Annotated in this window: 24 protein-coding genes; 17 read left to right on the forward strand and 7 right to left on the reverse strand. The window is 73.0% G+C overall.

Translation table 11 applies throughout. The features are described 5' to 3' along the window. The first annotated feature begins 32 nt into the window (after positions 1 to 32). The 4 genes from KBY47_RS14415 to KBY47_RS14430 are packed head-to-tail and all read left to right on the forward strand — an operon-like array spanning position 33 to position 5,342. The gene (locus KBY47_RS14415; RefSeq protein ID WP_308405156.1) at positions 33 to 1,247 is read left to right on the forward strand and encodes a TIGR04053 family radical SAM/SPASM domain-containing protein; all 1,215 of its coding nucleotides are present in this window, start codon (positions 33 to 35) and stop codon (positions 1,245 to 1,247) included. Beyond that, on the forward strand, positions 1,244 to 3,835 hold the full coding sequence (locus tag KBY47_RS36540; protein WP_210921485.1) for a multicopper oxidase domain-containing protein: 2,592 nt from the start codon (positions 1,244 to 1,246) through the stop codon (positions 3,833 to 3,835). Before KBY47_RS14415 ends, KBY47_RS36540 begins: the two co-directional genes overlap by 4 nt. Next, complete coding sequence (locus tag KBY47_RS14425; protein ID WP_210921486.1) at positions 3,835 to 4,278, forward strand: hypothetical protein; 444 nt, start codon at positions 3,835 to 3,837, stop codon at positions 4,276 to 4,278. Before KBY47_RS36540 ends, KBY47_RS14425 begins: the two co-directional genes overlap by 1 nt. 59 nt (positions 4,279 to 4,337) lie before the next feature. Continuing rightward, positions 4,338 to 5,342 (forward strand): nitroreductase family protein, encoded by a 1,005-nt coding sequence (locus KBY47_RS14430; protein WP_210921487.1) that lies wholly within the window; start codon positions 4,338 to 4,340, stop codon positions 5,340 to 5,342. Here KBY47_RS14430 and KBY47_RS14435 read toward each other — a convergent pair. After that, positions 5,339 to 5,776, reverse strand: coding sequence for a pyridoxamine 5'-phosphate oxidase family protein (locus KBY47_RS14435; RefSeq protein ID WP_210921488.1), 438 nt, complete (start codon positions 5,774 to 5,776; stop codon positions 5,339 to 5,341). The two genes, KBY47_RS14430 and KBY47_RS14435, sit on opposite strands and share 4 nt — an antisense overlap. A 282-nt stretch (positions 5,777 to 6,058) precedes the next feature. Between KBY47_RS14435 and KBY47_RS14440 the strand changes: the two genes are divergently transcribed. The 9 genes from KBY47_RS14440 to KBY47_RS14480 all read left to right on the forward strand — a co-directional run bounded on the left by KBY47_RS14440 (position 6,059) and on the right by KBY47_RS14480 (position 17,437). Beyond that, the gene (locus tag KBY47_RS14440) at positions 6,059 to 7,309 is read left to right on the forward strand and encodes a NarK/NasA family nitrate transporter (protein ID WP_210921489.1); all 1,251 of its coding nucleotides are present in this window, start codon (positions 6,059 to 6,061) and stop codon (positions 7,307 to 7,309) included. A gap of 19 nt (positions 7,310 to 7,328) precedes the next feature. After that, a complete protein-coding gene (locus KBY47_RS14445) occupies positions 7,329 to 7,817 on the forward strand; it encodes a hemerythrin domain-containing protein (RefSeq protein ID WP_210921490.1) in 489 nt (162 codons plus the stop codon). Positions 7,818 to 8,085: 268 nt separating this feature from the next. Beyond that, complete coding sequence (locus KBY47_RS14450; RefSeq protein WP_210921608.1) at positions 8,086 to 11,763, forward strand: nitrate reductase subunit alpha; 3,678 nt, start codon at positions 8,086 to 8,088, stop codon at positions 11,761 to 11,763. A 1-nt stretch (position 11,764) separates the two neighbouring features. Beyond that, positions 11,765 to 13,432 carry a nitrate reductase subunit beta gene (narH, locus tag KBY47_RS14455; RefSeq protein ID WP_210921491.1) on the forward strand — a complete coding sequence of 556 codons (1,668 nt, stop codon included), beginning with the start codon at positions 11,765 to 11,767 and terminating at the stop codon, positions 13,430 to 13,432. After that, positions 13,429 to 14,103, forward strand: coding sequence for a nitrate reductase molybdenum cofactor assembly chaperone (narJ, locus tag KBY47_RS14460; RefSeq protein WP_210921492.1), 675 nt, complete (start codon positions 13,429 to 13,431; stop codon positions 14,101 to 14,103). Before narH ends, narJ begins: the two co-directional genes overlap by 4 nt. Next, positions 14,100 to 14,861 carry a respiratory nitrate reductase subunit gamma gene (gene narI / locus KBY47_RS14465; RefSeq protein WP_210921493.1) on the forward strand — a complete coding sequence of 254 codons (762 nt, stop codon included), beginning with the start codon at positions 14,100 to 14,102 and terminating at the stop codon, positions 14,859 to 14,861. The genes narJ and narI overlap by 4 nt, the downstream gene beginning before the upstream one ends. A 130-nt stretch (positions 14,862 to 14,991) precedes the next feature. Further along, complete coding sequence (locus KBY47_RS14470; RefSeq protein WP_210921494.1) at positions 14,992 to 16,341, forward strand: MBL fold metallo-hydrolase; 1,350 nt, start codon at positions 14,992 to 14,994, stop codon at positions 16,339 to 16,341. Then, positions 16,338 to 16,694, forward strand: a complete 357-nt coding sequence (locus KBY47_RS14475; RefSeq protein ID WP_210921495.1) for a rhodanese-like domain-containing protein — start codon at positions 16,338 to 16,340, stop codon at positions 16,692 to 16,694. The genes KBY47_RS14470 and KBY47_RS14475 overlap by 4 nt, the downstream gene beginning before the upstream one ends. After that, on the forward strand, positions 16,691 to 17,437 hold the full coding sequence (locus KBY47_RS14480) for a sulfite exporter TauE/SafE family protein (protein ID WP_210921496.1): 747 nt from the start codon (positions 16,691 to 16,693) through the stop codon (positions 17,435 to 17,437). Before KBY47_RS14475 ends, KBY47_RS14480 begins: the two co-directional genes overlap by 4 nt. A 13-nt stretch (positions 17,438 to 17,450) precedes the next feature. Here the strand turns inward: KBY47_RS14480 and KBY47_RS14485 are convergent, their stop codons facing one another. Beyond that, the gene (locus tag KBY47_RS14485) at positions 17,451 to 17,738 is read right to left on the reverse strand and encodes a metal-sensitive transcriptional regulator (protein WP_210921497.1); all 288 of its coding nucleotides are present in this window, start codon (positions 17,736 to 17,738) and stop codon (positions 17,451 to 17,453) included. Between the two features lie 82 nt (positions 17,739 to 17,820). Here KBY47_RS14485 and KBY47_RS14490 point away from each other — a divergent pair, with 82 nt between their 5' ends. Next, complete coding sequence (locus tag KBY47_RS14490) at positions 17,821 to 18,408, forward strand: rhodanese-like domain-containing protein (RefSeq protein ID WP_210921498.1); 588 nt, start codon at positions 17,821 to 17,823, stop codon at positions 18,406 to 18,408. 35 nt (positions 18,409 to 18,443) lie between these two features. Here KBY47_RS14490 and KBY47_RS14495 read toward each other — a convergent pair whose 3' ends face one another. The 5 genes from KBY47_RS14495 to KBY47_RS14515 all read right to left on the reverse strand — a co-directional run bounded on the left by KBY47_RS14495 (position 18,444) and on the right by KBY47_RS14515 (position 21,921). Further along, positions 18,444 to 18,875: an OsmC family protein gene (locus tag KBY47_RS14495; protein WP_210921499.1), complete on the reverse strand. Its 432-nt coding sequence runs from the start codon at positions 18,873 to 18,875 to the stop codon at positions 18,444 to 18,446. Positions 18,876 to 18,992: 117 nt separating this feature from the next. Beyond that, complete coding sequence (gene cutA / locus KBY47_RS14500; RefSeq protein ID WP_210921500.1) at positions 18,993 to 19,316, reverse strand: divalent-cation tolerance protein CutA; 324 nt, start codon at positions 19,314 to 19,316, stop codon at positions 18,993 to 18,995. Positions 19,317 to 19,364: 48 nt separating this feature from the next. Beyond that, entirely contained in the window at positions 19,365 to 19,973 is a 609-nt protein-coding gene (locus KBY47_RS14505; protein ID WP_210921501.1) for a dihydrofolate reductase family protein, read from the reverse strand. A gap of 95 nt (positions 19,974 to 20,068) precedes the next feature. Then, positions 20,069 to 21,622: a transporter gene (locus KBY47_RS14510; RefSeq protein ID WP_210921502.1), complete on the reverse strand. Its 1,554-nt coding sequence runs from the start codon at positions 21,620 to 21,622 to the stop codon at positions 20,069 to 20,071. After that, positions 21,619 to 21,921, reverse strand: coding sequence for a DUF485 domain-containing protein (locus tag KBY47_RS14515; RefSeq protein ID WP_210921503.1), 303 nt, complete (start codon positions 21,919 to 21,921; stop codon positions 21,619 to 21,621). Before KBY47_RS14515 ends, KBY47_RS14510 begins: the two co-directional genes overlap by 4 nt. Positions 21,922 to 22,367: 446 nt before the next feature. Between KBY47_RS14515 and KBY47_RS14520 the strand changes: the two genes are divergently transcribed. From KBY47_RS14520 to KBY47_RS14530, 3 genes are all read left to right on the forward strand, one after another. Then, on the forward strand, positions 22,368 to 23,207 hold the full coding sequence (locus KBY47_RS14520; RefSeq protein ID WP_210921504.1) for a helix-turn-helix transcriptional regulator: 840 nt from the start codon (positions 22,368 to 22,370) through the stop codon (positions 23,205 to 23,207). 389 nt (positions 23,208 to 23,596) lie between these two features. Then, positions 23,597 to 24,220: a (2Fe-2S)-binding protein gene (locus KBY47_RS14525; RefSeq protein ID WP_210921505.1), complete on the forward strand. Its 624-nt coding sequence runs from the start codon at positions 23,597 to 23,599 to the stop codon at positions 24,218 to 24,220. Continuing rightward, positions 24,220 to 25,197 carry a xanthine dehydrogenase family protein subunit M gene (locus KBY47_RS14530; RefSeq protein WP_210921506.1) on the forward strand — a complete coding sequence of 326 codons (978 nt, stop codon included), beginning with the start codon at positions 24,220 to 24,222 and terminating at the stop codon, positions 25,195 to 25,197. The genes KBY47_RS14525 and KBY47_RS14530 overlap by 1 nt, the downstream gene beginning before the upstream one ends. The last annotated feature ends 2 nt before the right edge of the window (positions 25,198 to 25,199 follow it).

Below are 25,199 nucleotides of genomic sequence, written 5' to 3' on the forward strand. Positions count from 1 at the left end.
ACCCAGCACACCCACATCGCGCGGTGGCACCGGTGAGCGCCGTCCGGGCGATCCGCCGCCAGCACCAGAACGTCGCCGACAAGCCGTTCATCGTCATCTGGGAGTCCACCCGGGCCTGCCCGCTGGCCTGTCTGCACTGCCGCGCCGAGGCGGTCCCCGACCGCGACCCGCGCGAGCTGGACACCGCCGCCGCCAAGGACCTGCTCCATCAGGTCGCCGCGTTCGGACACCCCGCCCCGCTGTTCGTCATCACCGGCGGCGACCCGTTCCAGCGGCCCGACCTGCTCGAACTCATCGCGTACGGCGAACAGGCGGGCGTCCGCGTCGCCGTCTCCCCCTCCGGCACGCCCACCCTCACCCCCGAGCGCCTCCGTGAGGTGCACGAGGCGGGCGCGGTCGGGCTCTCCCTCAGCCTGGACGGCTCCACCGCCGAACTCCACGACGGCTTCCGCGGCGTGCCCGGCGTCTACAGGTGGACCCTGGACGCCTGGGACGCCGCCCGCGCCCTCGGGATGAAGGTGCAGATCAACACCACCGTCACCCGCCGCAACCTGCACGACCTGCCCGGCGTCGTCCAACTCGTCCACGAGCACGGCGCGATGCTGTGGAGCGCCTTCTTCCTGGTGCCCACCGGCCGTGGCCGCGCGCTCGGCGTGCTCACCCCCGCCGAGACCGAGGACGTCCTCAACTTCGTCCACGACGTCGGCCTGACCGTCCCCGCCAAGACCACCGAGGCCCACCACTTCCGCCGCGTCGCCCTCCAGCGCAAGATCCTCGCCGACCTCGGCGAGGACCATGTGAGCGCGCTGCGGCTCGGGCCCCTGTACCAGGAGTTGCGGGAGCGGGCCGCCGACCTCGGCCTCGACACCGGCGGCCGACGCGCCCGCAGGCCCCCGCTGGACGTCAACGCCGGACGCGGCTTCGTCTTCGTCTCGCACACCGGCACCGTCCACCCCAGCGGCTTCCTCCCGCTGGGCGCGGGCAGCGTCCGCGACACCCCGCTGACCGAGATCTACCGCACCTCCGAACTCTTCACCGGACTGCGCGACGCCGACCGGCTCGGCGGGCGCTGCGGGGCCTGCGAGTTCCGCCGGGTGTGCGGCGGCTCCCGGTCCCGCGCCTACGGCGTCACCGGCGACCCGTACGCCGAGGAGCCCTGGTGCGGCTACCGCCCCGGAACCTTCCCCCACCAGCGGGAGCTGGCGGCCGTACTGGCCGGCGGGGCGCCCTCGCAAGGAGCAACGTGACCGGCAAGCCCGTCGACCTCGCACCACCCACCCGCCACGGCGGGTACCGGCCGTCCGGTGTGAAAGCCCGTCATCTGCGCGCCCACGTCCTCGTGGCGGGCTGGCTCGCGCTGGCCCTGGCCGCGGCATTCGCCCAGCGGAGCCTGCCCATCGCCCGCTGGCTGGCGATCCACCTGTTCCTGCTCGGCGCCGCCACCACCGCCATCGTCATCTGGAGCGAGCACTTCGCCACCGCGCTGCTGCACGCCCGGCGGCCCGACGAACGCTGGAGCACCGCCCGGCTGGCCGCCGTCAACGTCGCCGTAGCCGGACTGCTCACCGGGGTGTGGGCCGACCTGCCGCTGCTGACCGGCGCCGCCTGCGCGCTGCTCGTCGCCGCCGTCGCCGCCCATCTGGTGGTGCTGGTGCGCATGGGCCGGGGCGCGCTCGGCGGGCGGCTCGCCCCCGTCGTCGGCTACTACCGGGCGGCCACGGCGGCGCTGCTCGGCGGCGCGGTGCTGGGCTGGCTGCTGGCCTCGGGCCACGCCGGAACCGGCGCGTACGCCGGGCTGCGCCTCGCCCACGTCCACATCACCCTGCTCGGCTGGATCGGACTGCCGGTGCTGGGCACCCTGTTCATGCTCTGGCCCACCGTGCTGGGCGTCCGGATGTCCGAGCGCACCACGAGGACCGCCCGCCGGGTGCTGGCCGTGACCGGCACCGGTCTGCTCGTCACCGTCGTCGCGCTGGCCGCCGGGTGGCGCTGGGCGGCGGTGGCCGGGCTCGCCGGGTACGCCGCCGGACTGGCCCTGGCGGTGGAGCTGTTCGCCCGTACGGTGCGCGGGCGCAGCCCCGTCTCCGCGGCGGCGGCGTGGATGCTGGGCGCCTCCGTCGGCTGGCTGTGCGTCGGTGTCGTCGTGGACGCGGGCGTACTGGCCGCGCGTCCGCCCGCCGAGGCGCAGGACGGCGTGGGGTCCCTGATCCCCGTCCTGCTGCTGGGCTTCGTCGCCCAGGTGCTGATCGGCGCGCTCACCTATCTGCTGCCGGTCGTGATCGGCGGCGCCCCCAAGGAACGCGCCGCGCTGCGGGCGGTCCTGGAGCGGGGCTGGACCGTGCGGCTGGCCCTGCTCAACGCCGGGGTCGCGCTGCTGGCGCTGCCCGGCCCCCTCGACACCGCGGGCCTGGTGGCGGCGGTGCTCGCGGGAGCGGCCTTCCTCGCCCTGACCGTCACCGTCCTGGTGCGCGGGGCACGTGACGTACGCCCCGCACCGCGGCCGGTGCTGCTGGGCACCGCCGCCGGGGCCCTCGTCACCGCGCTGGCCGTCCTGGTCGCCAACAGCGGCGGCGACACCGGCGGTTCGTCCGTCGCCGCGGGCGGGGGCAGCGGCGGCGGTACGACCGCCACCCGCACCGTCGAGGTCACCCTGGCCTCCATGCGCGTGCGGCCCAGCCGGATCGAGGTCACCGCGGGTACCGCCCTGCGCCTGGAGGTCACCAACGACGACGCCCAGCGCCATGACCTCAAGGTCGACGACGGCCCCGCCACCCCGCTGCTCTCCCGCGGCCAGTCCCGCACCCTCGACCTCGGCCCCGTTACCGAGGACCGGCAGGCGTGGTGCACCCTGCCCGGTCACCGGGCCGCCGGGATGACCCTCGACATCGTGGTGACCGGGTCCACCGAGGGTCACACCGACGGGCATTCCGACGGACACGCCGCCCTGGCCGACAGCGGCACCGGGCTCGACCTCTCCGCCGAGTTCACCGGCGGCTGGCAGGCCCGCGACGCCGAACTCGCCCCCGCGCCCGGCGGCACCGTCCACCAGGTCACCCTGCGCGCCGCCCACACCGACGTCGAGGTGGCACCCGGCGTCACCCAGCAGATGTGGACCTTCGGCGGGACCGCGCCCGGCCCCACCCTGCGCGGCAAGGTCGGTGACGTGTTCGAGGTGACGCTCGTCAACGACGACGAGGGCATGGGCCACGGCATCGACTTCCACGCCGGGTCCCTCGCACCCGACAGGCCCATGCGCACCATCCAGTCCGGTGAGAGCCTGGTCTACCGTTTCCGCGCCGAACGGGCGGGCGCCTGGCTCTACCACTGCTCCACCGCCCCGATGCTCCAGCACATCGGCAACGGCATGTACGGCGCGGTCGTCATCGACCCGCCCGACCTGCCGAAGGTCGACCACGAGTACGTCCTCGTCTCCTCCGAGCTGTACCTGGGCACCCCGGGCTCCACCGCCCAGGTGACCAAGATGCGCGAGGGCACGCCGGACGCGTGGGCGTTCAACGGCATCGCGGCGCAGTACGGCAAGGCGCCGCTGAAGGTGAGGGCGGGGGAGCGGGCGCGCTTCTGGGTGGTGGCCGCGGGCCCGACCGACGGGGTGGCCTTCCACGTCGTCGGCACGGTCTTCGACACCGTCTACAAGGAGGGCGCCTACTCGCTGAAGCCCGACCAGCCCGGCGGCGCGCAGGTGCTGGACCTGGCCCCGGCGCAGGGCGGCTTCGTGGAGACGACGTTCCCCGAGGCGGGCCACTACTCCTTCGTCGACCACGACATGCGGCACGCCGAGTCCGGCGCCCACGGTGTGGTGGAGGTGAGCCGGTGATGGACACCGTCACCTGGTGGTCGGTGGTGCGGTTCCTGCACGTGGCCGGGGCCGCCCTGTGGGTCGGCGGTCAGCTCGCGCTGACCCTGGTGATCCTGCCGCTGGCCCGGCGCATGCTCGCCCCCGACGCGAAGGACCGCTTCACCGCCGAGGCGGGCCGCCGGTTCGGCATCCTCACCGGCGCGCTGTTCCTGCCCGTCCAACTCGGCACCGGCTGGGCCCTCGCCTGGCACAAGGGCGTCACCTGGGCCTCCCTCGCCGAACCCGGCTACGGCCGCACCCTGGCGACCAAACTGGGCCTGTTCGTCCTGGTCATGCTCGCCGCCGCCGGCCACGGCATGGCCCACGCCAAACACCGTCCCGATCTGGCCAGGTCCCTGGCGGTCCTGTCCCTGGTCGGCTCGTTGGGGGTGGTCCTGCTGGCCACGGCGTTGCCCGCGTAGCCCCGGGTTGCGCACCCACCCAAAGGGTTGACCCCGAACGACACAGTCAGGGAGCCGTCATGCAGACGAGGCAGACCACGCAGATCGACGCCACCGCACTGGAGACGCTGCTGGCCGCGGCCGTCGCCGCACCGTCGATCCACAACACCCAGCCCTGGCGCTTCGGAATGGACCCGGGAACCCGGACCGTCACGGTCCGCCTCGACCGGCGCCGGTCGCTGCCGCTCACCGACCCGGACCGCCGCGCCCAGTACCTCTCCGTGGGCACCGCCGTCCTCAACCTGCGCGTAGCCGTCGCCCACCTCGGCTGGGAACCGGTCGTCCGCCTGCTGCCCGACCACCGCGACCCCGACCTGCTCGCGACCGTGCGGCTCGTCACCGCCGCCGGTGACCCACCCGACCTGCCCGACCACGCCTCCCTGTACCCGGCCATCGCCCGGCGCCACACCAGCAGGCTCCCGTTCACCGGCCGCCCGGTGCCCGAGCCGGTGCTGGCGGAGATGGCCGCCGCCGCCCGTGCCGAGGGGGCCCGACTGTACTTCCCGGACTTCGGCGGCACCCGCAGACTGCTCCGCCTGACCGCCGCCGCCGAGGACCGCAACCGCGCCTTCCCCGACCGTGCCGCCGAGGCCCGTACGTGGGTCACCACCCCGGACGCGCACTCCCGCTACGGCATCCCCGTCACCGCCCTCGGCCCGCAGGACGCCGCCGGGCGGATGCCGATGCGGGACTTCACCGGCCCGCTGCGCGCCCTGCGGCTGCCCAGGCTGCCGTTCGAGCGGCACGTCCAGCTGGCCCTGCTGTGGACCGCGCGGGACCGGGCGGAGGACTGGCTGCGCGCCGGGCAGGGTCTGGAGCGGGTCCTGCTGACGGCGGCCGCGCACGGGGTGCGCACCTCGATGCTGCACCAGGCGATGGAGTGGCCCGACCTGCGCGCGGCGGCCCGCCTCCCGCAGCGCCGCTGCTCCCCCCACCTGCTGGTCCGCTTCGGCTACGGCCCGGAAGGCGCCCCCAGCCCACGGGCGGGGACCCACGCCCCGGACCTGCCCGAAGGGGCTCCCTAGGAGGCGTCCCCGGCGCCGTCCTCCGCCACCGCGGCGATGTCACGCCCCGTGACGATCTCCGAGTGGATGCGGACGAACACACCGTTGCGGCTGGCCACCCAGGAGCGCGGACCGGTCCGGGCCAGCCGTTCGTGTTCGGCGGGGTCGGTGACCACGTCGGCGCGGCCGGTGACGACCACGCTCCAGCCGGTCTGCGCCTCGGCGTCGTAGTCGTCGACCTCGAACGCGACGACGACCCCGTCGACGGCCCGCACGAGGTCCGAGTCGGCCGCGGTGCGCAGCACCACGGAGCCGTCGGTGTCGACGGCGAAGTTGACCGGGAGCACCGCGGGCAGCGCCTGCCGGGTGTACACGATGCGGCCCACCGGGGCCTTGGCCAGCAGGCGCATGCTCTCTCGCCGGTCGAGAGCGCGGAGGCGGTTGTTGCCGAACATCCCTCCACCATCCCCTGCCGCACCCACCGCGCGTTAGGGCCCAACGGCCCTGATCCGCCGCCCGCCGGGCCGCCGCGTTTCACCGGTGCCGCCCGGGTAACGCGGCAGCCGGAAACGGGGACCGCCGGGCCTGCCGGTGAGGACCGTTCGGCCCACCCGCGCGGCGTACCGCGGCGCGGATAGTTGCTGCGGGTCACCGGCACGCACACCGTGAGCGGACGGCCCGCGGCCCCCGTACCCGCACTCGGGGCCGCCCACCGCGAGCAGGAAGGGACGGACGGAATGCTCCAGCCGTCTGTAAAGCAGAGCGAGCCACCGGCAGGGGCCGTGTCCAGGCAGGCATGGCTGATGCTGGCGCTGGCCACCGTCGGCTTCGCCGTCAACTTCTGGGCCTGGGCCCTGCTGAGCCCGCTCGGTCCGCGTTTCAAGGACTCCCTGGGACTGTCCGCCTTCGAGCAGTCCCTGCTGGTGGCCGTGCCGGTGGTGGTCGGCTCCCTGGGCCGCATCCCGGTCGGCGCGCTGACCGACCGCTTCGGCGGCCGGGTGATGTTCCCGCTGGTGTCGGCGGTCACCATCGTCCCGGTCCTCTTCCTCGGCCTCGCCGGTCATGACTCGCTGGCGGCGCTGCTGGCGGGCGGCTTCTTCCTCGGCGTCGGCGGCACCGCGTTCGCCGTCGGTGTGCCCCTGGTCAGCGCCTGGTTCCCGCCCGAGCGGCGCGGCCTGGCGATCGGCATCTTCGGCGTCGGCATGGGCGGTACCGCGATCAGCGCGCTGACCACGGTGAAGCTGGTCGACGCCTACGGCATGGCGGACCCGTTCCTGATCACCGCCGCCGCGCTCGCGGTCTTCGCGGTGGTGTCCGCGCTGCTGCTGCGCGACGCGCCCGGCCGTACCGTCCCCACCGAGCCGCTGGCCCGCCGACTGGGCGCCACCCTGCGCCTCGGCGTCACCTGGCAGGCGTCCGCGCTGTACGCGGTCGCGTTCGGCGGCTACGTGGCCTTCTCCGTCTACCTGCCCACCTACCTCAAGACCGGCTACGGCCTCGAGCAGGCGGACGCCGCCAACCGGATGGCCGGGTTCGTGCTGCTGGCGGTCGCCATGCGGCCGGTCGGCGGCTGGCTGTCGGACCGGGTGGGCCCGGTCCGGGTGCTGGGCGGCTCGCTGGCCCTGGTCCTCACCGGAGCCCTCGTCCAGTCCCTCACCCCGTCCCTCGCCCCGGTCGGCACGATCGCCTTCCTCGCCATGGCCGCCGCGCTCGGCGCGGGCAGCGGCGCGGTCTTCGCGCTGGTCGCCCAGCTCGCCCCGGCGAACAAGGTCGGCTCGGTCACCGGTGTCGTCGGCGCCGCGGGCGGCCTGGGCGGCTTCCTGCCGCCGCTGGTGATGGGCGCCCTGTACGGGGTGTACGGCAGCTACGCGATCGGGCTGCTGCTGCTCGCCGCGGTCGCGGCGGCGGCGCTCGCCTTCACCAGCACCGGGGTGCGGCACGCCGTAGCCCGGCGCCAGGTTCCCGCGCGGACCGCGCAGAGCCACTGACCCCGGGGGAGAGCACACCATGTGCGAGTACTGCGGCTGCCAGTCCCTGACCACGATCGACGAACTCACCCAGGAGCACGACACGGTCGTCCGGCTCATCGCCCAGGTGCGCGACGCCCACCGCTTCGGGCACATCGCGCGCATGGCGGAGCTGGCCCGGCACATCACCGAGGTGCTGGTGCCGCACACGCAGGTGGAGGAGGGCGGCCTGTTCCCCGCGATGGCCGTCGAGTTCCCCGAGCAGATCGCCGCCCTGGAGGCCGAGCACCGCAGGATCGAGGCGGTGCTGGCCGAGGCGGAGGGTTCCTTCCTCGCCGACCCGACCTGGCCGGGGCGGCTGATCGACACGCTCGACCTGCTGCGCGAGCACATCCTCAAGGAGCAGGACGGGGTCTTCCCCGCCGCCCTGGCGTTCCTCGACCCCGAGCAGTGGGAGGCGGTGGAGGCGGTCCGCGCCCGGGTGGGCAGCGCCGTACCCCAGGACCTCGGCCTGAAACCCTCGCCCTGACGTCCCCCGCCCGTCCCCGACGTCCGCCCGGCGCGTACCCCGCGCCGGGCGGACGTGTACGTGGTGCGGGCCGCGGCCCGGCGCGGTAGGGATGGTGTGACCCCAGGTGTCGACGTGGCTCATCGGGGTAGCACGAGCCATTGCGCTACCGGCAGCACCCGAAGCGGGCATCCGAAGGGGCCGTGCAGGCCCGGGAAGGGGCGGCGCCGTGGTCACGGAGACCGGACCGGAGGCGGCAGACGCACGGGCGGGCGGTGAACCGCCGGGCATGGACGGCGAGTTGGCGGAGGCGCTGGTGCGCTCGCGCCGGTTCTTCACCCGGTCCGAGGTCTCGCGGGACCTGCGCTCCCTGCACAGGTCGGGCGGGCGGCGGGCGGACGAGTTCTACCGGGACCGCTGGTCGCACGACAAGGTGGTGCGCTCCACCCACGGCGTCAACTGCACCGGCTCCTGCTCGTGGAAGGTGTACGTCAAGGACGGCATCATCACCTGGGAGGCCCAGCAGACCGACTACCCGTCCGTCGGCCCGGACCGCCCCGAGTACGAGCCGCGGGGCTGCCCGCGCGGGGCGGCGTTCTCCTGGTACACGTACTCGCCGACCCGGGTGCGCTACCCGTACGTGCGCGGTGAACTGCTCCGGATGTACCGCGAGGCGAGGCAGCGCCTCGGCGATCCGGTGGCGGCCTGGGCGGACATCGTCTCCGACCCGGAGCGCTCGCGCCGCTACAAGTCGGTGCGCGGCAAGGGCGGTCTGGTCCGGGCGAGCTGGGACGAGGCCGTCGAACTGGTCGCCGCCGCGCACGTGCACACCATCAGGGAACACGGCCCCGACCGGCTGGCGGGCTTCTCCCCGATCCCGGCGATGTCGATGGTGTCGCACGCCGCGGGCGCCCGCTTCTACTCCCTGCTCGGCGGGGTGATGCTGTCGTTCTACGACTGGTACGCCGATCTGCCGGTCGCCTCCCCGCAGGTGTTCGGTGACCAGACCGACGTACCGGAGTCGGGCGACTGGTGGGACGCGGGCTACCTCATCATGTGGGGCTCCAACCTGCCGGTGACCCGCACGCCCGACGCGCACTGGATGGCGGAAGCCCGCTACCGGGGCCAGAAGGTGATCGCGGTCAGCCCCGACTACGCGGACAACGTGAAGTTCGCCGACGAGTGGCTGCCGGCCCAGCCCGGCACCGACGGGGCGCTGGCGATGGCCATGGGGCACGTCGTCCTCAAGGAGTTCTTCGTCGACCGGGCCACCCCGTACTTCACCGACTACGTCAAACGCTTCACCGACCTGCCCTTCCTCGTCACCCTCGACGAACGCGAGCCGGGCATGTACACCCCGGGCAAGTTCCTCACCGCCGCCGACCTCGGCGGCCAGCAGGAGCACGCCGAGTTCCGGACCGTCCTGCTGGACGCGGCCACCGGCGCGCCCGTGGTCCCCAACGGCACGCTCGGCGACCGCTTCTCCGACTCCGGCGCCGGGAAGTGGAACCTCGACCTCGGCGACATCGACCCGCTGCTGTCGGCGGAGGGGTCCGCCGAGGCCCCGGTCGCCGTGGAGCTGCCGCGCTTCGACGCCCCGGACGGCGCCGCGGACCGCGTGCTGCGCGGAGTGCCGGTGCGCCGCGTCGGCGGACGCCTGGTGACCACCGTCCACGACCTGCTGCTGGCCCAGTACGGCGTCGCCCGCCCCGGGCTGCCGGGCCGCTGGCCCGCCTCCTACGACGACGCCTCCGAGCCCTGCACCCCGGCCTGGCAGGAGACCGTCACCGGCGTACCGGCGGCGAAGGCGGCCCGGATCGCCCGGGAGTTCGCCGCCAACGCCGAGGAGTCCCGCGGCCGTTCGATGATCATCATGGGCGCGGGCACCAACCACTGGTTCCACTCCGACACCATCTACCGGGCCTTCCTCACCCTGACCACCCTCACCGGCTGCCAGGGCGTCAACGGCGGCGGCTGGGCGCACTACGTCGGCCAGGAGAAGGTCCGCCCGATCACCGGCTACTCGGCGATCGCGACCGCCGCCGACTGGAACCGCCCGGCCCGGCAGATGATCCAGACGGCCTACTGGTACCTGCACAGCGACCAGTTCCGCTACGACCCGTTCTCCGCCGACACCCTCGCCGCCCGCCCCGGCGCCGACGGCGGCGGCCCCTTCGCCGGGAAGGCCACCGCCGACGTCATCGCCCAGTCGGCCCGCCTCGGCTGGATGCCGTCGTACCCGACCTTCGACCGCAACCCGCTCGACCTCGCCGCCGACGCGGAGGCGGCCGGACGCCCGGTCGCGGAGCACGTGGTGGACGAGCTGAAGGCGGGACGGCTCCGGTTCGCCTGCGAGGACCCCGACGACCCGGCCAACTTCCCGCGCGTGCTCACCGTGTGGCGGGCCAACCTGCTGGGCTCCTCCGCCAAGGGCAACGAGTACTTCCTCAAGCACCTGCTCGGCACCGACTCCAACCTGCGCGCCACCGAGGCGCCCCCCGGGGCCCGCCCCCGGGACGTGGTCTGGCGCGAGGAGGCCCCGGTCGGCAAGCTCGACCTGCTGCTCACCCTGGACTTCCGGATGACCAGCACCACCGTCTACTCCGACGTCGTCCTCCCGGCCGCGACCTGGTACGAGAAGCACGACCTGTCCTCCACCGACATGCACCCCTACGTCCACGCCTTCAACCCGGCGATCGCCCCGCCCTGGCAGACCCGCACCGACTTCGACGCCTTCCACACCCTGGCCGCCGAGTTCAGCCGGCTGGCCGCCCAGCACCTCGGCACCCGCACCGACGTGGTCGCCGCCCCGCTGCTGCACGACACCCCCGACGCGCTCGCCACCCCGCACGGCAGGGTCCGGGACTGGAAGGCGGGCGAGTGCGAGCCCGTGCCCGGCCGCACCCTGCCGAAACTGGTCGCCGTCGAACGGGACTACGGCGCCGTGGCCGAGAAGATGGCCGCGCTCGGCCCCCTCCTGGACACCCTCGGCGCCACCACCAAGGGCGTCACCTTCAGACTCGACCGCGAACTGGAGTACCTCCGGCACAAGAACGGCACCGCGCGCGGCCGGGTCAACGCCGGGCGGCCGTCGATCGCCCGGGACACCCAGGTCTGCGAGGCCATCCTCGCCCTGTCCGGCACCACCAACGGCCATCTCGCCACCCAGGGCTTCCACACCCTGGAGGCCCGCACCGGGACCCGACTGGCCGACCTCGCCGCCGAGCACGAGGGCAAGCGGATCACGTTCGCCGACACCCAGGCCGCCCCCGTACCGGTGATCACCTCACCGGAGTGGTCCGGCTCCGAGACCGGAGGCCGCCGCTACTCCCCGTTCACCGTCAACGTCGAGCGGTCCAAGCCCTGGCACACCCTCACCGGCCGCCAGCACTTCTACCTCGACCACGACTGGATCGCCGCCCTCGGTGAACAGCTCCCCGTCTACCGGCCCCCGCTGCACATGGACGCCCTCTTCGGCGAACCCCGCGTCGGCGAGACCGGCGAACTCGGGGTGACCGTGCGCTATCTGACCCCGCACAACAAGTGGTCCATCCACTCCGAGTACCAGGACAACCTGTTCATGCTGTCGCTGTCCCGGGGCGGCCCCACCATCTGGATGTCCACCCAGGACGCCGCGAAGATCGGCGTCCACGACAACGACTGGATCGAGGGCGTCAACCGCAACGGCGTCGTCGCCGCCCGCGCGGTCGTCTCGCACCGGATGCCCGAGGGCACCGTCTACATGCACCACGCCCAGGACCGCCTCATCGACGTCCCCCGCACCGAGACCACCGGCAGGCGCGGCGGCATCCACAACTCCCTCACCCGGCTCCTGATCAAACCGAGCCATCTCATCGGCGGGTACGCGCAACTGTCGTACGCCTTCAACTACCTGGGCCCGACCGGCAACCAGCGCGACGAGGTCACCGTCATCCGGCGCCGTACCAACCAGGAGGTGACGTACTGACATGCGTGTCATGGCCCAGATGGCGATGGTGATGAACCTCGACAAGTGCATCGGCTGCCACACCTGCTCGGTCACCTGCAAACAGGCGTGGACCAACCGCACGGGCGTCGAGTACGTGTGGTTCAACAACGTCGAGACGCGCCCCGGCCAGGGCTACCCCCGCCGCTACGAGGACCAGGAGCAGTGGAAGGGCGGCTGGGAGCTGAACAGGAGCGGCCGTCTCACGCTGAAGGCGGGCGGCCGGTTCAAGAAGCTGATCCAGATCTTCTCCAACCCCAAGCTGCCGCCCCTGGACGCCTACTACGAGCCCTGGACGTACGACTACGAGACCCTCACCAACGCCCCGCTCCAGGACCACACCCCCGTCGCCCGCCCCAAGTCCCTGATCTCCGGCAAGGACATGAAGATCTCCTGGTCGGCGAACTGGGACGACAGCCTCGGCGGCTCCGCCGACCACGGCGGCAAGGACGTCCTGCTCCGCGACGTCGCGGAGAGGATCAGGTTCGAGTTCGAGCAGACCTTCATGTTCTACCTGCCGAGGATCTGCGAACACTGCCTCAACCCGTCCTGCGCGGCCTCCTGCCCCTCCGGCGCCATCTACAAGCGCGAGGAGGACGGCATCGTCCTCGTCGACCAGGACCGCTGCCGGGGCTGGCGGATGTGCGTCACCGGCTGCCCGTACAAGAAGGTCTACTTCAACCACCGCACCGGCAAGGCCGAGAAGTGCACCTTCTGCTTCCCGCGCGTCGAGGTCGGCCTGCCCACCGTCTGCTCCGAGACCTGCGTCGGCCGCCTGCGCTACATCGGCCCGGTGCTCTACGACGCCGACAAGGTGCTGGAGGCCGCGTCCACCCCCGACGACACCGGCCTGTACGAGGCGCAGCGGCGGGTCTTCCTCGACCCGTATGCCCCCGACGTCATCGACGCGGCCGAACGCTCCGGCATCCCCCGGGACTGGGTGGAGGCCGCCCAGCGCTCACCGATCCACGCCCTGATCAACACCTACAAGGTGGCGCTGCCGCTGCACCCGGAGTACCGCACCCTGCCCATGGTCTGGTACATCCCGCCGCTCTCCCCGGTCGTCGACGCGGTCCGCGACACCGGTCACGACGCCGAGGACCACGGCAACCTGTTCGCCGCCGTCGACGCCCTGCGCATCCCCGTCGACTACCTCGCCCAGCTGTTCACCGCGGGCGACCCGGCCCCCGTCGACGCGGTGCTGCGGCGCCTGGCCGCCATGCGCTCCTACCTGCGCGACATCAACCTCGGCCGGGAACCCGACGACACCGTCCCCGAGGCCGTCGGCATGAGCGGCGAACAGCTCTACGACATGTACCGGCTGCTGGCGCTGGCCAAGTACGACGAGCGGTACGTCATCCCGCCCGCCCACGCCGAACAGGCGCACCGCCTGGAGGAGCTGGCCACCGAGTGCAGCCTTGACTACGAGGGCGGCCCCGGCATGGGCGGCTCAGGACCCTTCGGGGAGGCCTCCGGCGGCGCCGCGCCCATCGCGGTGGAGAACTTCCGCGCCCTGCGCGACCGGCAGACCTCCGAGACGCCCGCCGCCCCGGTCGACAAGGAGACCCGCGTCAACCTCCTCAACTGGGACGGCAAGGGCGCACCGCCGGGCCTGTTCCCGCCCGGACCGGACGAGGAGAAGCCGTCATGAGGTGGCGGAGGAACCCGGGCGGCCCGGAGAGCTGGCACCCCCACGCCTGGCAGACCCAGTCCCTGCTGCTCGCCTACCCCGACGACGCCCACCCGGCCCGCCTCGCCCTGGCCCGCCGGGCCGCCGACCCCCTGCCCGCCCAGGTCGCCGACCCCCTGCGCGCCTTCCTCGCGGACGCCGGACGCATCCCGCCCGACGACCTGGCCGCCGCCTACGTCGCCACCTTCGACCACCGCAGGCGCTGCTGCCCGTACCTGACCTACTACGGCCACGGCGACACCCGGAAACGGGGCTTGGCCCTGCTCCGGCTGAAGCAGACCTATGCCGCCGCGGGCTGGCGGCTGGCCGACGACGAACTCCCCGACCACCTCGCCGTGGTCCTCGAGTTCGCCGCCGCCGAACCCGGCACCGGCCACCGACTCCTCACCGAGCACCGAGCGGGCCTGGAACTACTGCGCCTCGCCCTCGCGGACGACGGCTCCCCCTGGGCCGCCGTCCTGGAATCCGTCGCCGCGACCCTGCCCGCCCTGAAGGGCGACGACCGGGCGGCCGTGGCCCGCCTGGCCGCCGAGGGCCCGCCGGAGGAAGAGGTCGGTCTGACCCCGTACGGGTCCTCCTCGTCCTCCCCGCTGTTCCTGCCCGACCCCGTCTTCCCGGGAGGCCCGCGATGACCACACCGACCCTGACGACGGCGGCCGAGACCGGTACCGGCGGTGTCCTGCTGTGGGTCGTGCTGCCGTACGTGTCCCTCGCGGTCTTCGTCCTGGGCCATGTCTGGCGCTACCGGTACGACAAGTTCGGCTGGACCACGCGCTCCTCCCAGCTGTACGAGAACCGGCTGCTGCGGATCGGCAGCCCCATGTTCCACTTCGGCATCCTCGTCGTGCTGGTCGGTCACATCGTCGGGCTGGTCATCCCCAAGAGCTGGACGGAGGCGGTGGGGATCGGCGAGGACGCGTACCACGTCGTCGCCGTCGCCCTCGGCACCGTCGCGGGCATCTGCACCCTGGGCGGCGCGGCCATCCTCGTCTACCGCCGTCGCACGGTCGGCCCGGTGTTCTCCGCGACCACGCGCAACGACAAGGCGATGTACCTCTCGCTGGTGGTGACCATCTGCCTGGGACTGGCCGCGACCGTCGTCGCCAACATCGTCGGCGGCGGCTACGACTACCGCGAGACCGTCTCCCTCTGGTTCCGCTCGATCTTCGCCTTCCAGCCGGAGCCGGACCGGATGACCGGCGCGCCCGTCCTGTTCCAGCTGCACGCCGTCAGCGCGCTGTTGCTGTTCGCGTTCTGGCCGTTCACACGGCTGGTGCACATGCTCACCGCCCCCCTCGGCTATCTGACCAGGCCGTACATCGTCTACCGCAGCCGTGACACCCAGCTCGGCGCCCCTCCCCCGCGGCGCGGCTGGGAGCGCGTCGGGTAACCGGGGGCGGGTCCCTCCGTCGGATGGCGAGGGCTCCCCGCCTGAGTGGCCTGAGTGGATACCCCCTGGGGTACTCGTGTACCGTTGAAGGTATACCCCCTGGGGTAATGACTCGCGGAAGGGAGTACCCGTGTTCTTCGTCGACACGATCGAGGTGGCAGGCCTCGGCAACCGGAGCTACCTCGCGGGCGGTGAACGCACGGCGGTGGCCGTCGACCCGCCCCGCGACGTCGACCAGGTGATCGCGGCCGCCGCCCGGCGTGGCGTCCGCATCACCCAGGTCGTCGAGACCCATGTGCACAACGACTACGTCACCGGCGGCCTGGAACTGGCCCGGATCACCGGCGCCGCCTACCTCGTGCCCGCCGGGGCCCGGGTCTCCTTCGCCCGCACCCCCGTCCACGACGGCGACCGCGCCGCGATCGACCCCGCCGCCGGTCTCACCCTGCGCGCCCTGGCCACCCCCGGCCACACCCCGCACCACACCTCCTACGCCCTGGAGGAGAACGGCACCGCCGTCGCCGTCTTCACCGGCGGCTCGCTGCTCATCGGCACCGTCGGCCGCCCGGACCTCGTCGAACCGCGGCTCACCGAACACCTCGCCCGCGCCCAGCACGCCTCCGCGCGCCGGCTCGCCGCCGAACTGCCCGAGGCGACCGAGGTCCTGCCCACCCACGGCTTCGGCAGCTTCTGCTCCGCCACCCAGTCCGAGGGCACCGCCACGACCATCGGCAAGGAGAAGGAGACCAACGACGCCCTCACCCGGGACGTGGACGCCTTCGTCGCCGACCTGCTCGCCGGCCTCGACGACATCCCCGCCTACTACGCCCACATGGGCCCCGCCAACGCCACCGGCCCGGTCCCCGTCGACCTCACCCCGCCCGCCGTCGCCGACGCCGCCGAGATCGCCGCCCGGCTGGCCGCGGGGGAGTGGGTCGTCGACCTGCGCAACCGCGTCGCCTTCGCCGACGGCCATGTGTCGGGCTCGTTCAACTTCGAGGCGGAGGGGCAGCTCGCCACCTACCTCGCCTGGCTGATCCCCTGGGGCAAGCCCGTCACCCTGCTCGCCGAGTCGCCGGAGCAGCTCGCCGCCGCCCAACGCGAACTGGCCCGGGTCGGCATCGACCGGCCCGCCGCCGCGGCCACCGGCAGCCCGGCCGACTGGCTGCGCCCGGGGGAGACCCCGGCCACCTTCCGCCGCGCCACGTTCGCCGACCTGGCCGAGGCGCCAGAGGCCGTCGTGCTGGACGTCCGGCGCGCCTCGGAGCAGGCGGGCGGACACATACCGGGCTCCGTCCACATCCCCCTGCACACCCTGCACCGCCGCCTCGACGAGATCCCCGCCGGTGAGGTGTGGGTGCACTGCGCGGGCGGCATGCGCGCCGCCATCGCCGCCTCGCTGCTGGACGCCGCGGGCCGGGACGTCGTCGCCGTGGACGACTCCTTCGAGGAGGCCAGGAAGGCGGGGCTGACGGCATGAGGACGCTCCGACCCGGCCGGGTCACCGTCCAGGAGGCCGCCCGGCTCGTCGCCCCCGCGGACGGCGCCGTACTCCTCGACGTCCGCGAGACCCTGGAGTGGCGCGCCGGGCACGCCCCCGGCGCCGTCCATCTGCCGCTGTCCGCGCTGGCGGCCGGTGCGGCGCTGCCCGACGACGCGCAGGCCAGGCCGCTGGTGGTGATCTGCCGCTCCGGCAACCGCTCCCAGCGGGCCGCCGAGGTGCTCGCCGCCCGTGGCGCCCGGGCCGTGGACGTGATCGGCGGCATGCGGGACTGGGCGGCGGCCGGGTTCCCCGTGGTGGACGCGCACGGCGGGAACGGCACCGTCGCGTGAGTGTGCTGCTCCTCGCCCTGACCGCCGGGGCCGTGATCGGCCTCGCGCTCGGCGCCCTCGGGGGCGGCGGCAGTGTGCTGGCCGTCCCCGCCCTGATCTACCTGCTCGGCTTCACCCCGGTCGCGGCCACCACCGCGAGCCTGGTCATCGTCACCCTCACCTCCGTCGCCGCGCTGGCCGCGCACGCCCGCGACGGCCGGGTCCGCTGGCGGACCGGGCTGCTCTTCGCGGCGGCCGGGACCGTACCGGCAATGGTCGGCGGAGCGCTCGCCGCCCGCCTCCCGGCGGCGCTGCTCACGGCGGCGTTCGCGGTCGTCGCCGCGCTGGCCGCGCTCCGGATGCTGCGGACGGAACCGGTCACCGACCCCCGCACCCCGGTGCGGCCGGTCGCGGCGGCCGCCGCGGGCGCGGGCCTCGGCGGCCTCACCGGCGTACTCGGCGTCGGCGGCGGCTTTCTCGCCGTACCCGCGCTGGTGGGGGTGCTGGGCCTGCGGATGCGGGTGGCGGTGGGCACCAGCCTGCTGGTCATCACCGTCAACTCGCTGGCCGCCCTGACCACTCGCGCGGACACCCTGACCGGACTGGACTGGGCGGTCGTCGCCCCCTTCACCGGGGCCGCGGTCCTCGGCGCCTGGGACGGCAAACGGCTGGCCGCCAAGGTCTCCGGCGCGACCCTCCAGCGGGTCTTCGCGCTGGTGCTGCTGGCGGTGGCCGCGTTCATGCTGGTGGAGGCGGTGCTGTGACGGCCGGGTGGGCTCAGGCCAGCGACAGGAACAGCTTCTCCAGCCGGGCCCGCATCGCCTGGGTGTCCTCGCCGTCGCGCCGCCCGGACTCGATGTCCGCCACGCACTGCTGGAGGCCGGTGGCGATGATCGCGAACCCGGCCCGGTCCAGGGCGCGGGAGGCGGCGGCGAGCTGGGTGACCACGTCCTCGCAGTCCCGTCCCTCCTCGATCATCCGGATCACCCCGGCGATCTGACCCTGCGCGCGGCGCAACCGGTTCAGCACGGCCTTCAGCTCAGCACCAGCAAGCTCAAGCTCCACTACCACTCCTCAGAGATACCCCTAGGGGTACTGTACGTTTCCCTCTGCGGGAACCAGGCCGACCACGAAGGAACACATCCCCATGACCACCTCTCCCACCCCTGCCGCGCTCGGCGTCGACCAGGCGCGCACCCGGCTGCACGAGTTCACCGTGCTCGATGTGCGCACCCCCGCCGAGTATGCGTCAGGTCACCTCCCCGGCGCCCTGAACATCCCCCTGGACAGCCTGAGGTCCGCCCTCCCCGAGATCCGGCACGCCGCCGAACGCGGCGAGGTCCTGGTCGTCTGCGCCTCCGGCGCCCGCTCCGAGAACGCCTGCAAGCAGCTCGCCGCGCAGGGCGTCCCCACCGCCACCCTCGTCGGCGGCACCGGCGCCTGGGCCGCGGACGGCCACGAACTGCACCGGCCCGCCGCCTGCGCCACCCGCTCCGGCTGGGCCATGGAACGCCAGGTCCGCCTCACCGCCGGAACGCTGGTCCTGCTCGGCCTCGCCCTCGGTGTCCTGCTGCACCCCGCCTTCCTGCTGCTCTCCGCGGGCATCGCGGGCGGCCTGGTCTTCTCGGCGCTCACCGACACCTGCGGCATGGCGGTCATGCTCGGCAAGCTGCCCCACAACCGGCCGCGCAAGGCCGACCTGGACACGGCGCTGGCGGCCCTGCGCGCCCGCTGAGGCGGGAAGGGGACCGGGAGGGCGGAGGGCTCGGCTCAGTCCGCCAGCTCGATGTCGACGGCGGGCGGCTGCTGGAGCGTGTGGTGCACGGTGCAGTGCGAGGCCACCGCCAGCAGTGCCGCCCGCCGCTCCTCGGGCAGACCGGGCGGTGGTACGACCGTCAGGTGCAGGGCGGTGACCCGCGCGGGCCGGTCGGTGGCCATGGTGAACTCGGTGCGCACCCGAAGCCCGTCACGCGACAGCCCGTGCCGGACCAGATAGCGCCCCGCGTAGAAGGCGACACAGGTGGCCAGCGACGCGGCGAACAGCTCGGTCGGGGTGGGCGCGGTGTCCGCGCCGCCCACCGCCACGGGCTGGTCGACCAGGACCCGGTGCCCCCGGACGTCCACGGCGTAGGCGTCACCGTCGACATGGGCGACGTCGAGCACGTGCGCCGTGCCCTGGTCCTGGGTGGTGGTGCTGGTCATGGCATGACCCCTCTTCCGCTCGGTTCCACGCCCATTCGACCGCGCGGGACGCGTGCGGGGCAGAGGCCGACAGGGTGCGGAAGGGGACCGTTGGTCCCTGTGGGTCCCCTCGGGGCCTCAGCCCCGCGTCTCCGCCGCCACCCAGCCCAGATACGCCGCGCTGCCCGAGACCACGGGTACGGCGATCACCTCCGGGGTGTCGTAGTCATGGAGTTCACCGATGCGCTCCGCCAGCCGTGCCACCAGCTCACCGCGCGTCTTGAAGTCGACCCGCCACTCCCGCGCCTCCTCCACGGCGCCCTCCCACCGGTAGACGGAGGAGATCGGGTACACCTGCGCGCACGCGGCCAGCCTCTCCCCGATCACCCCGGCGGCCAGCGCGCGGGCCTTCTCCTCGGCGTCGGTCGTCGTGACCACGATGGCGTACGCGGAATCGGTCATGGACGTGAGCGTAGCCATATGGTCCAGCTGACCGCCGAGGGGCCGCCCTCACTCCCCGAGCGCGGCGACGGCCTCCTCGTAACCGCCCGTCGGCGGCGCGGTGTCGGGCCCGTACACGAGGTTCAGCACCCCGGTCGCGAACGTCTCGGACTTCAGCAGCCGCAGTGGGATGGACGGCTCGCCCTCGTCGAACAGACGCATGCCCTTGCGCACGGCGATCGGGTGGACGAGGAGGTGCAGTTCGTCGAGGAGGCCCGCGGCCAGCAGCTGCCGGACGACGGAGACCGAGCCGCTCAGCGCGATGTCACCGCCCGGCTCAGCCTTCAGCGCCGCGGCGACCTCGGCGACGTCACCCCGCGCCTGCTCGGAGTTGCGCCAGCTCAGCTCCAGCCGCTGCCGGGAGAACACGATCTTCCGCAGGTCGCCGAGCTGCTTGGCGAAGCCCGCGTCCTCGCCGCCCGCGGCCTCTCGCTCGGGCCAGGCGCCGGCGAAGCTGTCGTACGTACCGCGGCCGAAGAGCAGCACCTCCGCGGTGTTCAGGCTGGCGCCGACGGCGGCGCCCATCTCCTCGTTGAAGTAGGGGAAGTGCCACTGGTCGGGCGCCTCGACGACGCCGTCGAGGGAGATGAAAAGGCTGGCGATGATCTTCCGTGGCATGGTGGCCTCCTGGTCCGGTGCGGTGCGCGACGCGCGCTGTACCGGATACGACCGTGCCGCCCGCCGGAACTCATCGGTGGACGGCACGCCGGTCGTCAGACGGTGTCCAGCTCCCGGTGACGTCCCGTGGCCGGTGCACGGCCCGCGGCCCGGCGCGGATCGGTGACGCTGCCCAGCCAGCCCAGCAGGAACCCGGCCGGTGCCGTCAGCAGGCCCGGGATCGTCACCTGCCAGACCCTGAAGTCGTACTCCGGGAAGATCGACTCGGGGGTGCCGGACGTGTACGGCGACAGCGCGAGCGCCACCACGCTCAGCGCCGTGGCCCCCCACAGGCACCACAGCGCGCCGCGGGCCGTGAACCCCGGCCAGTACAGGGCGTACAGCAGGACCGGCGCGAGGGCGGCGCCGCACACGGTGAGCCACAGCGTCGAGACGACCACCAGGTTCCAGTCGACGGCGACGACCGCCACGGCCGCCGAGACCGCCCCCGTCGCCGCCGCCGACCACCGGGCCGTGGCACCGTCGGCCTTGCCGGACCTGCCCAGCACGTCCCGGCCCAGGGCGATACCGGCCGCGAGCGTCACATCCACCACGGCCGCGAGCGCCGTGAGGAAGAGCACGCAGGCCAGCGCCGCGACCAGGATGCCGCCGCCGTCCAGTGCCCGCCCGAGCAGCAGCGGCGTGAACACCTGCGCCGACGGACCGGCCTCGCGCAGCACCCCGCCGACCAGGGCCGCCGCGCCCACACCGACGACGGCCAGCGCGCCGTACAGCAGGACGAGTTCGCCGAGCATCCAGCGTCCGACGGTCCGCGCGCCACGCGGGCTCTTGGTCGCGATCGCCCGCATCAGCACGGCGGGCATCGCCAGCGTCGCCAACGACATGCCGAAGGTCTGCCCGACCCGGTTCACGGCGCCCACCCAGCCGTCATCGGTGTAGCCGCCCGGACGCAGGAACGCCTCGCCCATCCCCGAGCCGTGCGCGGCGGCGTCGAGCAGCCGCCCGGGATGCCAGCCGAAGCGGTCCAGCACGAGCACGGCGGCGACCACCAGCACGGGCAGGGCTATCGCCGACTTCGCGATCATCACCACGCCCGTGCCCCGGATTCCGCCGCTCACCGCCAGCGCCGTCATCACACAGCCGATCACCACGATGCAGCCGGTCCGCGCACCGGGCTGCCCGATCAGCGCCGCGGCCACGTTCCCGACCACCACCAACTGCACGACCAGCAGCGGAAAGCAGACGAACAGCGTCACGAGCCCCCACGACAGACGCACCGCGGGCCCACCGCCGCCGCGCGCGTCGAGCATGTCCGGGGGCGTCAGCGAGGCATGCTTGCGCAGCGGCTCGATGATCAGCACCAGGAGCAGCACGACCCCGATCAGACTGCCCAGCATGACGCCGAGCCCGTCGAAGCCGAACGTGGCGACCATGCCCACGAGCACGGTGACCGTCGCCACCGTGGTGGTGTCGCCGCCCATCGCGATGCCCTGCTGCCAGGACCGCAGACGGCGACTGTCGGAGCGTACGAGAGCGCGGTCGTCCTCGTCGGCGCTGGTGATGATGCACAGCATCAGACAGATCACCACGAACACCGAGAACACGGCGAAGACGAGGGACCGGGACGAGGGATCGAGCAGCGTCGTCATGACCCGCTCCCGGCGTCCGACCGCGCTTCGAGCCGGTCGACCCGCCGCCCGTACACCACCAGCGCGTGCACCCCGACGGCGAACGGCACCACGGCCAGCACCACACCGAAGCTCACCGGCCCGACGACCCGAGCCCCGTACCCACCCGGAGCGAGGGCGGCGACCACCACATACAGAAACCACACGACAGCGATCCGAACCCCGAGCCGCAGCCGCGCCGCCTCCTCCACGGGCCGCCCCTCGACTGCGAACTCCTCATGCTGCGGCGGCCCGTGCCAGGCCTGCGGTCCGAGGGACATGTATGACGACTCCGCTCACGTCGGCCCACCACCCGGAAGGGCGCGGGTACGGCTGGGTGTGTGGGGGGACGGCCGCGGAGTCAACCAGCCCCCCACCCAAACCTGCACACCCAGACCCCAACGCTGTACCCCCGCCCAACGAACACCCCTGCGGACGGTGCCGGAGCACTCCGCAGCGAGACCCCGCGGCTCTCCACGAGGAGCGGCGGGGCCTCTTCCCATACGTGTCAGAGCGAGTGTCCGGTGGTCCGCCGCCTGCCCCGACGGCGTGACGGGGGCGCCGCACCGCCCCTACCGGCGACGGGCCGAACGGCCCGTCGACCGTGCCCTGACGCGGCGACGCGCGTCGTAAGGGGAGGATCGACAGGCCGTGGATACGCGAATGCACGGGCGTATAGAAGTGAAGCAGCACGGAGAGGTGAGCGACTCTCAGAAGGGGAAGCGTCGTGATCGATCGCACAGGGCTGGCCAGCTTTCTCCGCAACCGTCGCGAGGCACTGCAGCCGGAGGACGTCGGCATGCCTCGGGGACGGCGCCGCAGAACCAGCGGGCTACGGCGCGAGGAGGTCGCGACGCTGTGCAACATGTCAGCCGACTACTACTCCCGTCTGGAGCGCGAGCGTGGTCCGCAGCCGTCAACGCAGATGCTCGCCTCGATCGCCCAGGGGCTCCACCTGTCCGTGGACGAGCGTGACCATCTGTTCCGGCTGGCCGGGCACAACCCACCGCCCCGTGGCAGCTCCAGTGAGCACATCAGCCCCGGACTGCTGCGCGTTCTCGACCGGCTGCAGGACACGCCCGCGGAGATCGTCACCGAGCTAGGCGAGACCCTGCGGCAGACACCGATGGGCGTCGCCCTCACCGGCGACACGACGCGGTACACCGGTCCTGCTCGAAGCTCTGGCTACCGGTGGTTCACCGACCCGAGCGCCCGAGACCTCTACGCTCCGGAGCAGCACGCGTTCATGACCCGGATGTACGCCGCAGGCCTGCGCGGGATCGTCACCCTCCGGGGTCCCGACTCCCGAGCCGCATACCTGGCGGATCTGCTCCTGGACTCCAGCGAAGAGTTCCGGCGGGTGTGGGACGACCACGAGATCGGGATCCGCCCGCGCGAGGTCAAGCACTTCGTTCACCCTGAGGTCGGTGCCCTGGAGCTGAACTGCCAGCACTTGATCGATCCGGACCAGGCCCACTCCCTGATGGTCTATACCGCCGTCCCCGGCACGGAGAGCTACGAGAAGCTGCAGGTCCTGTCCGTGATCGGCGCGCAGACGCTGCACTGAACCGGCGGGCCCGAAGATCTACTCGGCCGGATGCCGCCATGACGACGTCTGACGTCGGCATCGACTCGATCTTCGACGTCTGGCGTTCCCTGGGATTTGTGAGCAGGGCGGCGGCATGTCCGGCATGCCCGGCGTTCCCCGGCTCAACCGCGGAACGCGACCGCCGTTGATGTCCCCGGCATGGCGTGGGATGCGTCGGTGACGTGGCCGCGATAGCGGTGAGCCACTGCTCCAGCCCTGTCGGCTCGACCTCAGCCTGGGATCGGCAGAGCCTGGATGATCCTGCTCCCGACGGCCAGCCTGGAACAGCGCTTGACCCGGCGGCCACACAGATGGTTGCGGCGCCGGCCTTCCCTTGCCCGAACTCGCGACCAGCCAGGAGGCACTTGATGAACGAAGAGAACGATGTGGGAGGGGCCCGTTCGGGTGTGTCCCGGCGCAACTTCGTAGGTGGGAGCCTGGTCGCCGCCACCGTGGCGCCGCTGCTGACCGGACAGGCCGAGACGGCAGAAGCCGCCTCGGTGGCCGCTGTCGACGGTGTGACGCCGGTGACGGTACGGGCAGCCGTCAACGGCGATCCGGTCACCCTGCGGGTGGACCCGCGGGCCACCCTGCTGGACACACTCCGCGAGCGGCTCGACCTCAAGGGCACCAAGAAGGGCTGCGACCGGGGACAGTGCGGCGCCTGCACCGTGCACATCGACGGCCGACGCGTGCTGTCGTGCCTCACGCTGGCCGCCACGGCGAGCGGCCACCAGGTCACCACGATCGAAGGGCTGGCCAACGGCGACCGGCTGCACCCCATGCAGCAGGCCTTCGTCGACCACGACGGTCTGCAGTGCGGCTTCTGCACCCCGGGGCAGATCATGTCCGCGGTCGCCATGGTCGACAACGAAGGCCCCGCCCGCTCCGACGAAGAGATACGTGAGCGCATGTCGGGCAACATCTGCCGGTGCAGCGCCTACCCCCGCATCGTCGACGCCATCCGGGACGCGCAGCAGGTGATGCGCTGATGCGGCCCTACACCTACGCCCAGGCGCGGACGGTCCGTGAGGCCGTGCGGGGCGCCGGGCCGGACACCGCCTTCCTCGCCGGCGGCACCACCCTGGTGGACCTCATGAAGCTCGAGGTGATGTCACCCGACCGTGTCGTGGACATCAACCGGCTGCCACTGGACGGCATCACCCTGGACCACGAGGGTCTGCACGTCGGCGCGCTCGAACGAATGAGTGATGTGGCCGCCGCACCCGCCGTGCGGCGACACTATCCGATGATCGCGCAGGCGCTGGAGCTGAGTGCCTCGGCCCAGCTGCGCAACATGGCGAGCATCGGCGGCAACCTGCTGCAGCGCACGCGGTGCAGCTACTTCCGCGACGTCACGACCGCGTGCAACAAGCGCGAGCCGGGCAGCGGCTGCTCAGCCCTGGAAGGGATCAACCGCAGCCACGCCGTCCTGGGCACCAGTGATGCGTGCATCGCCACCCATCCCAGCGACCTCGCTGTCCCGCTGGTGGCGTTGAGTGCGACCGTGCACCTGGCCTCGGCACGTGGCACGCGCACCGTGCCCCTGGACACGTTCTACACCCTGCCCGGTGCCACCCCCGACATCGAGAACGTGCTGTGGCCGAACGAGCTCATCACCGGGATCACCGTGCCCCGCTCGCCCTGGGCGGCGCACTCGCTGTACGTGAAGATCCGCGACCGGCAGTCGTACGAGTTCGCGCTCACCTCCGCCGCCGTCGCCCTCCAACTGCGCGGGCGCACCATCGTGAACGCCCGGATCGCCGCCGGCGGCGTGGGGACCAGGCCATGGAGACTGACGGCCGTCGAACGGGCCCTGGCGGGCCGGCCCGCCACCTCCGCGACGTTCGAGGCAGCCGCCGCCAGTGCCGCTGAGGGCGCCCGACCACGAGAGCACAACCGGTTCAAGCCCGCACTGCTGCGTCGCACCCTGGTACGGGCGCTGACCGAACTGCGGGAGAACCGGTGAGC

It is taken from the genome of Streptomyces sp. B93 (assembly GCF_018070565.1).
Taxonomy (GTDB): domain Bacteria; phylum Actinomycetota; class Actinomycetes; order Streptomycetales; family Streptomycetaceae; genus Streptomyces.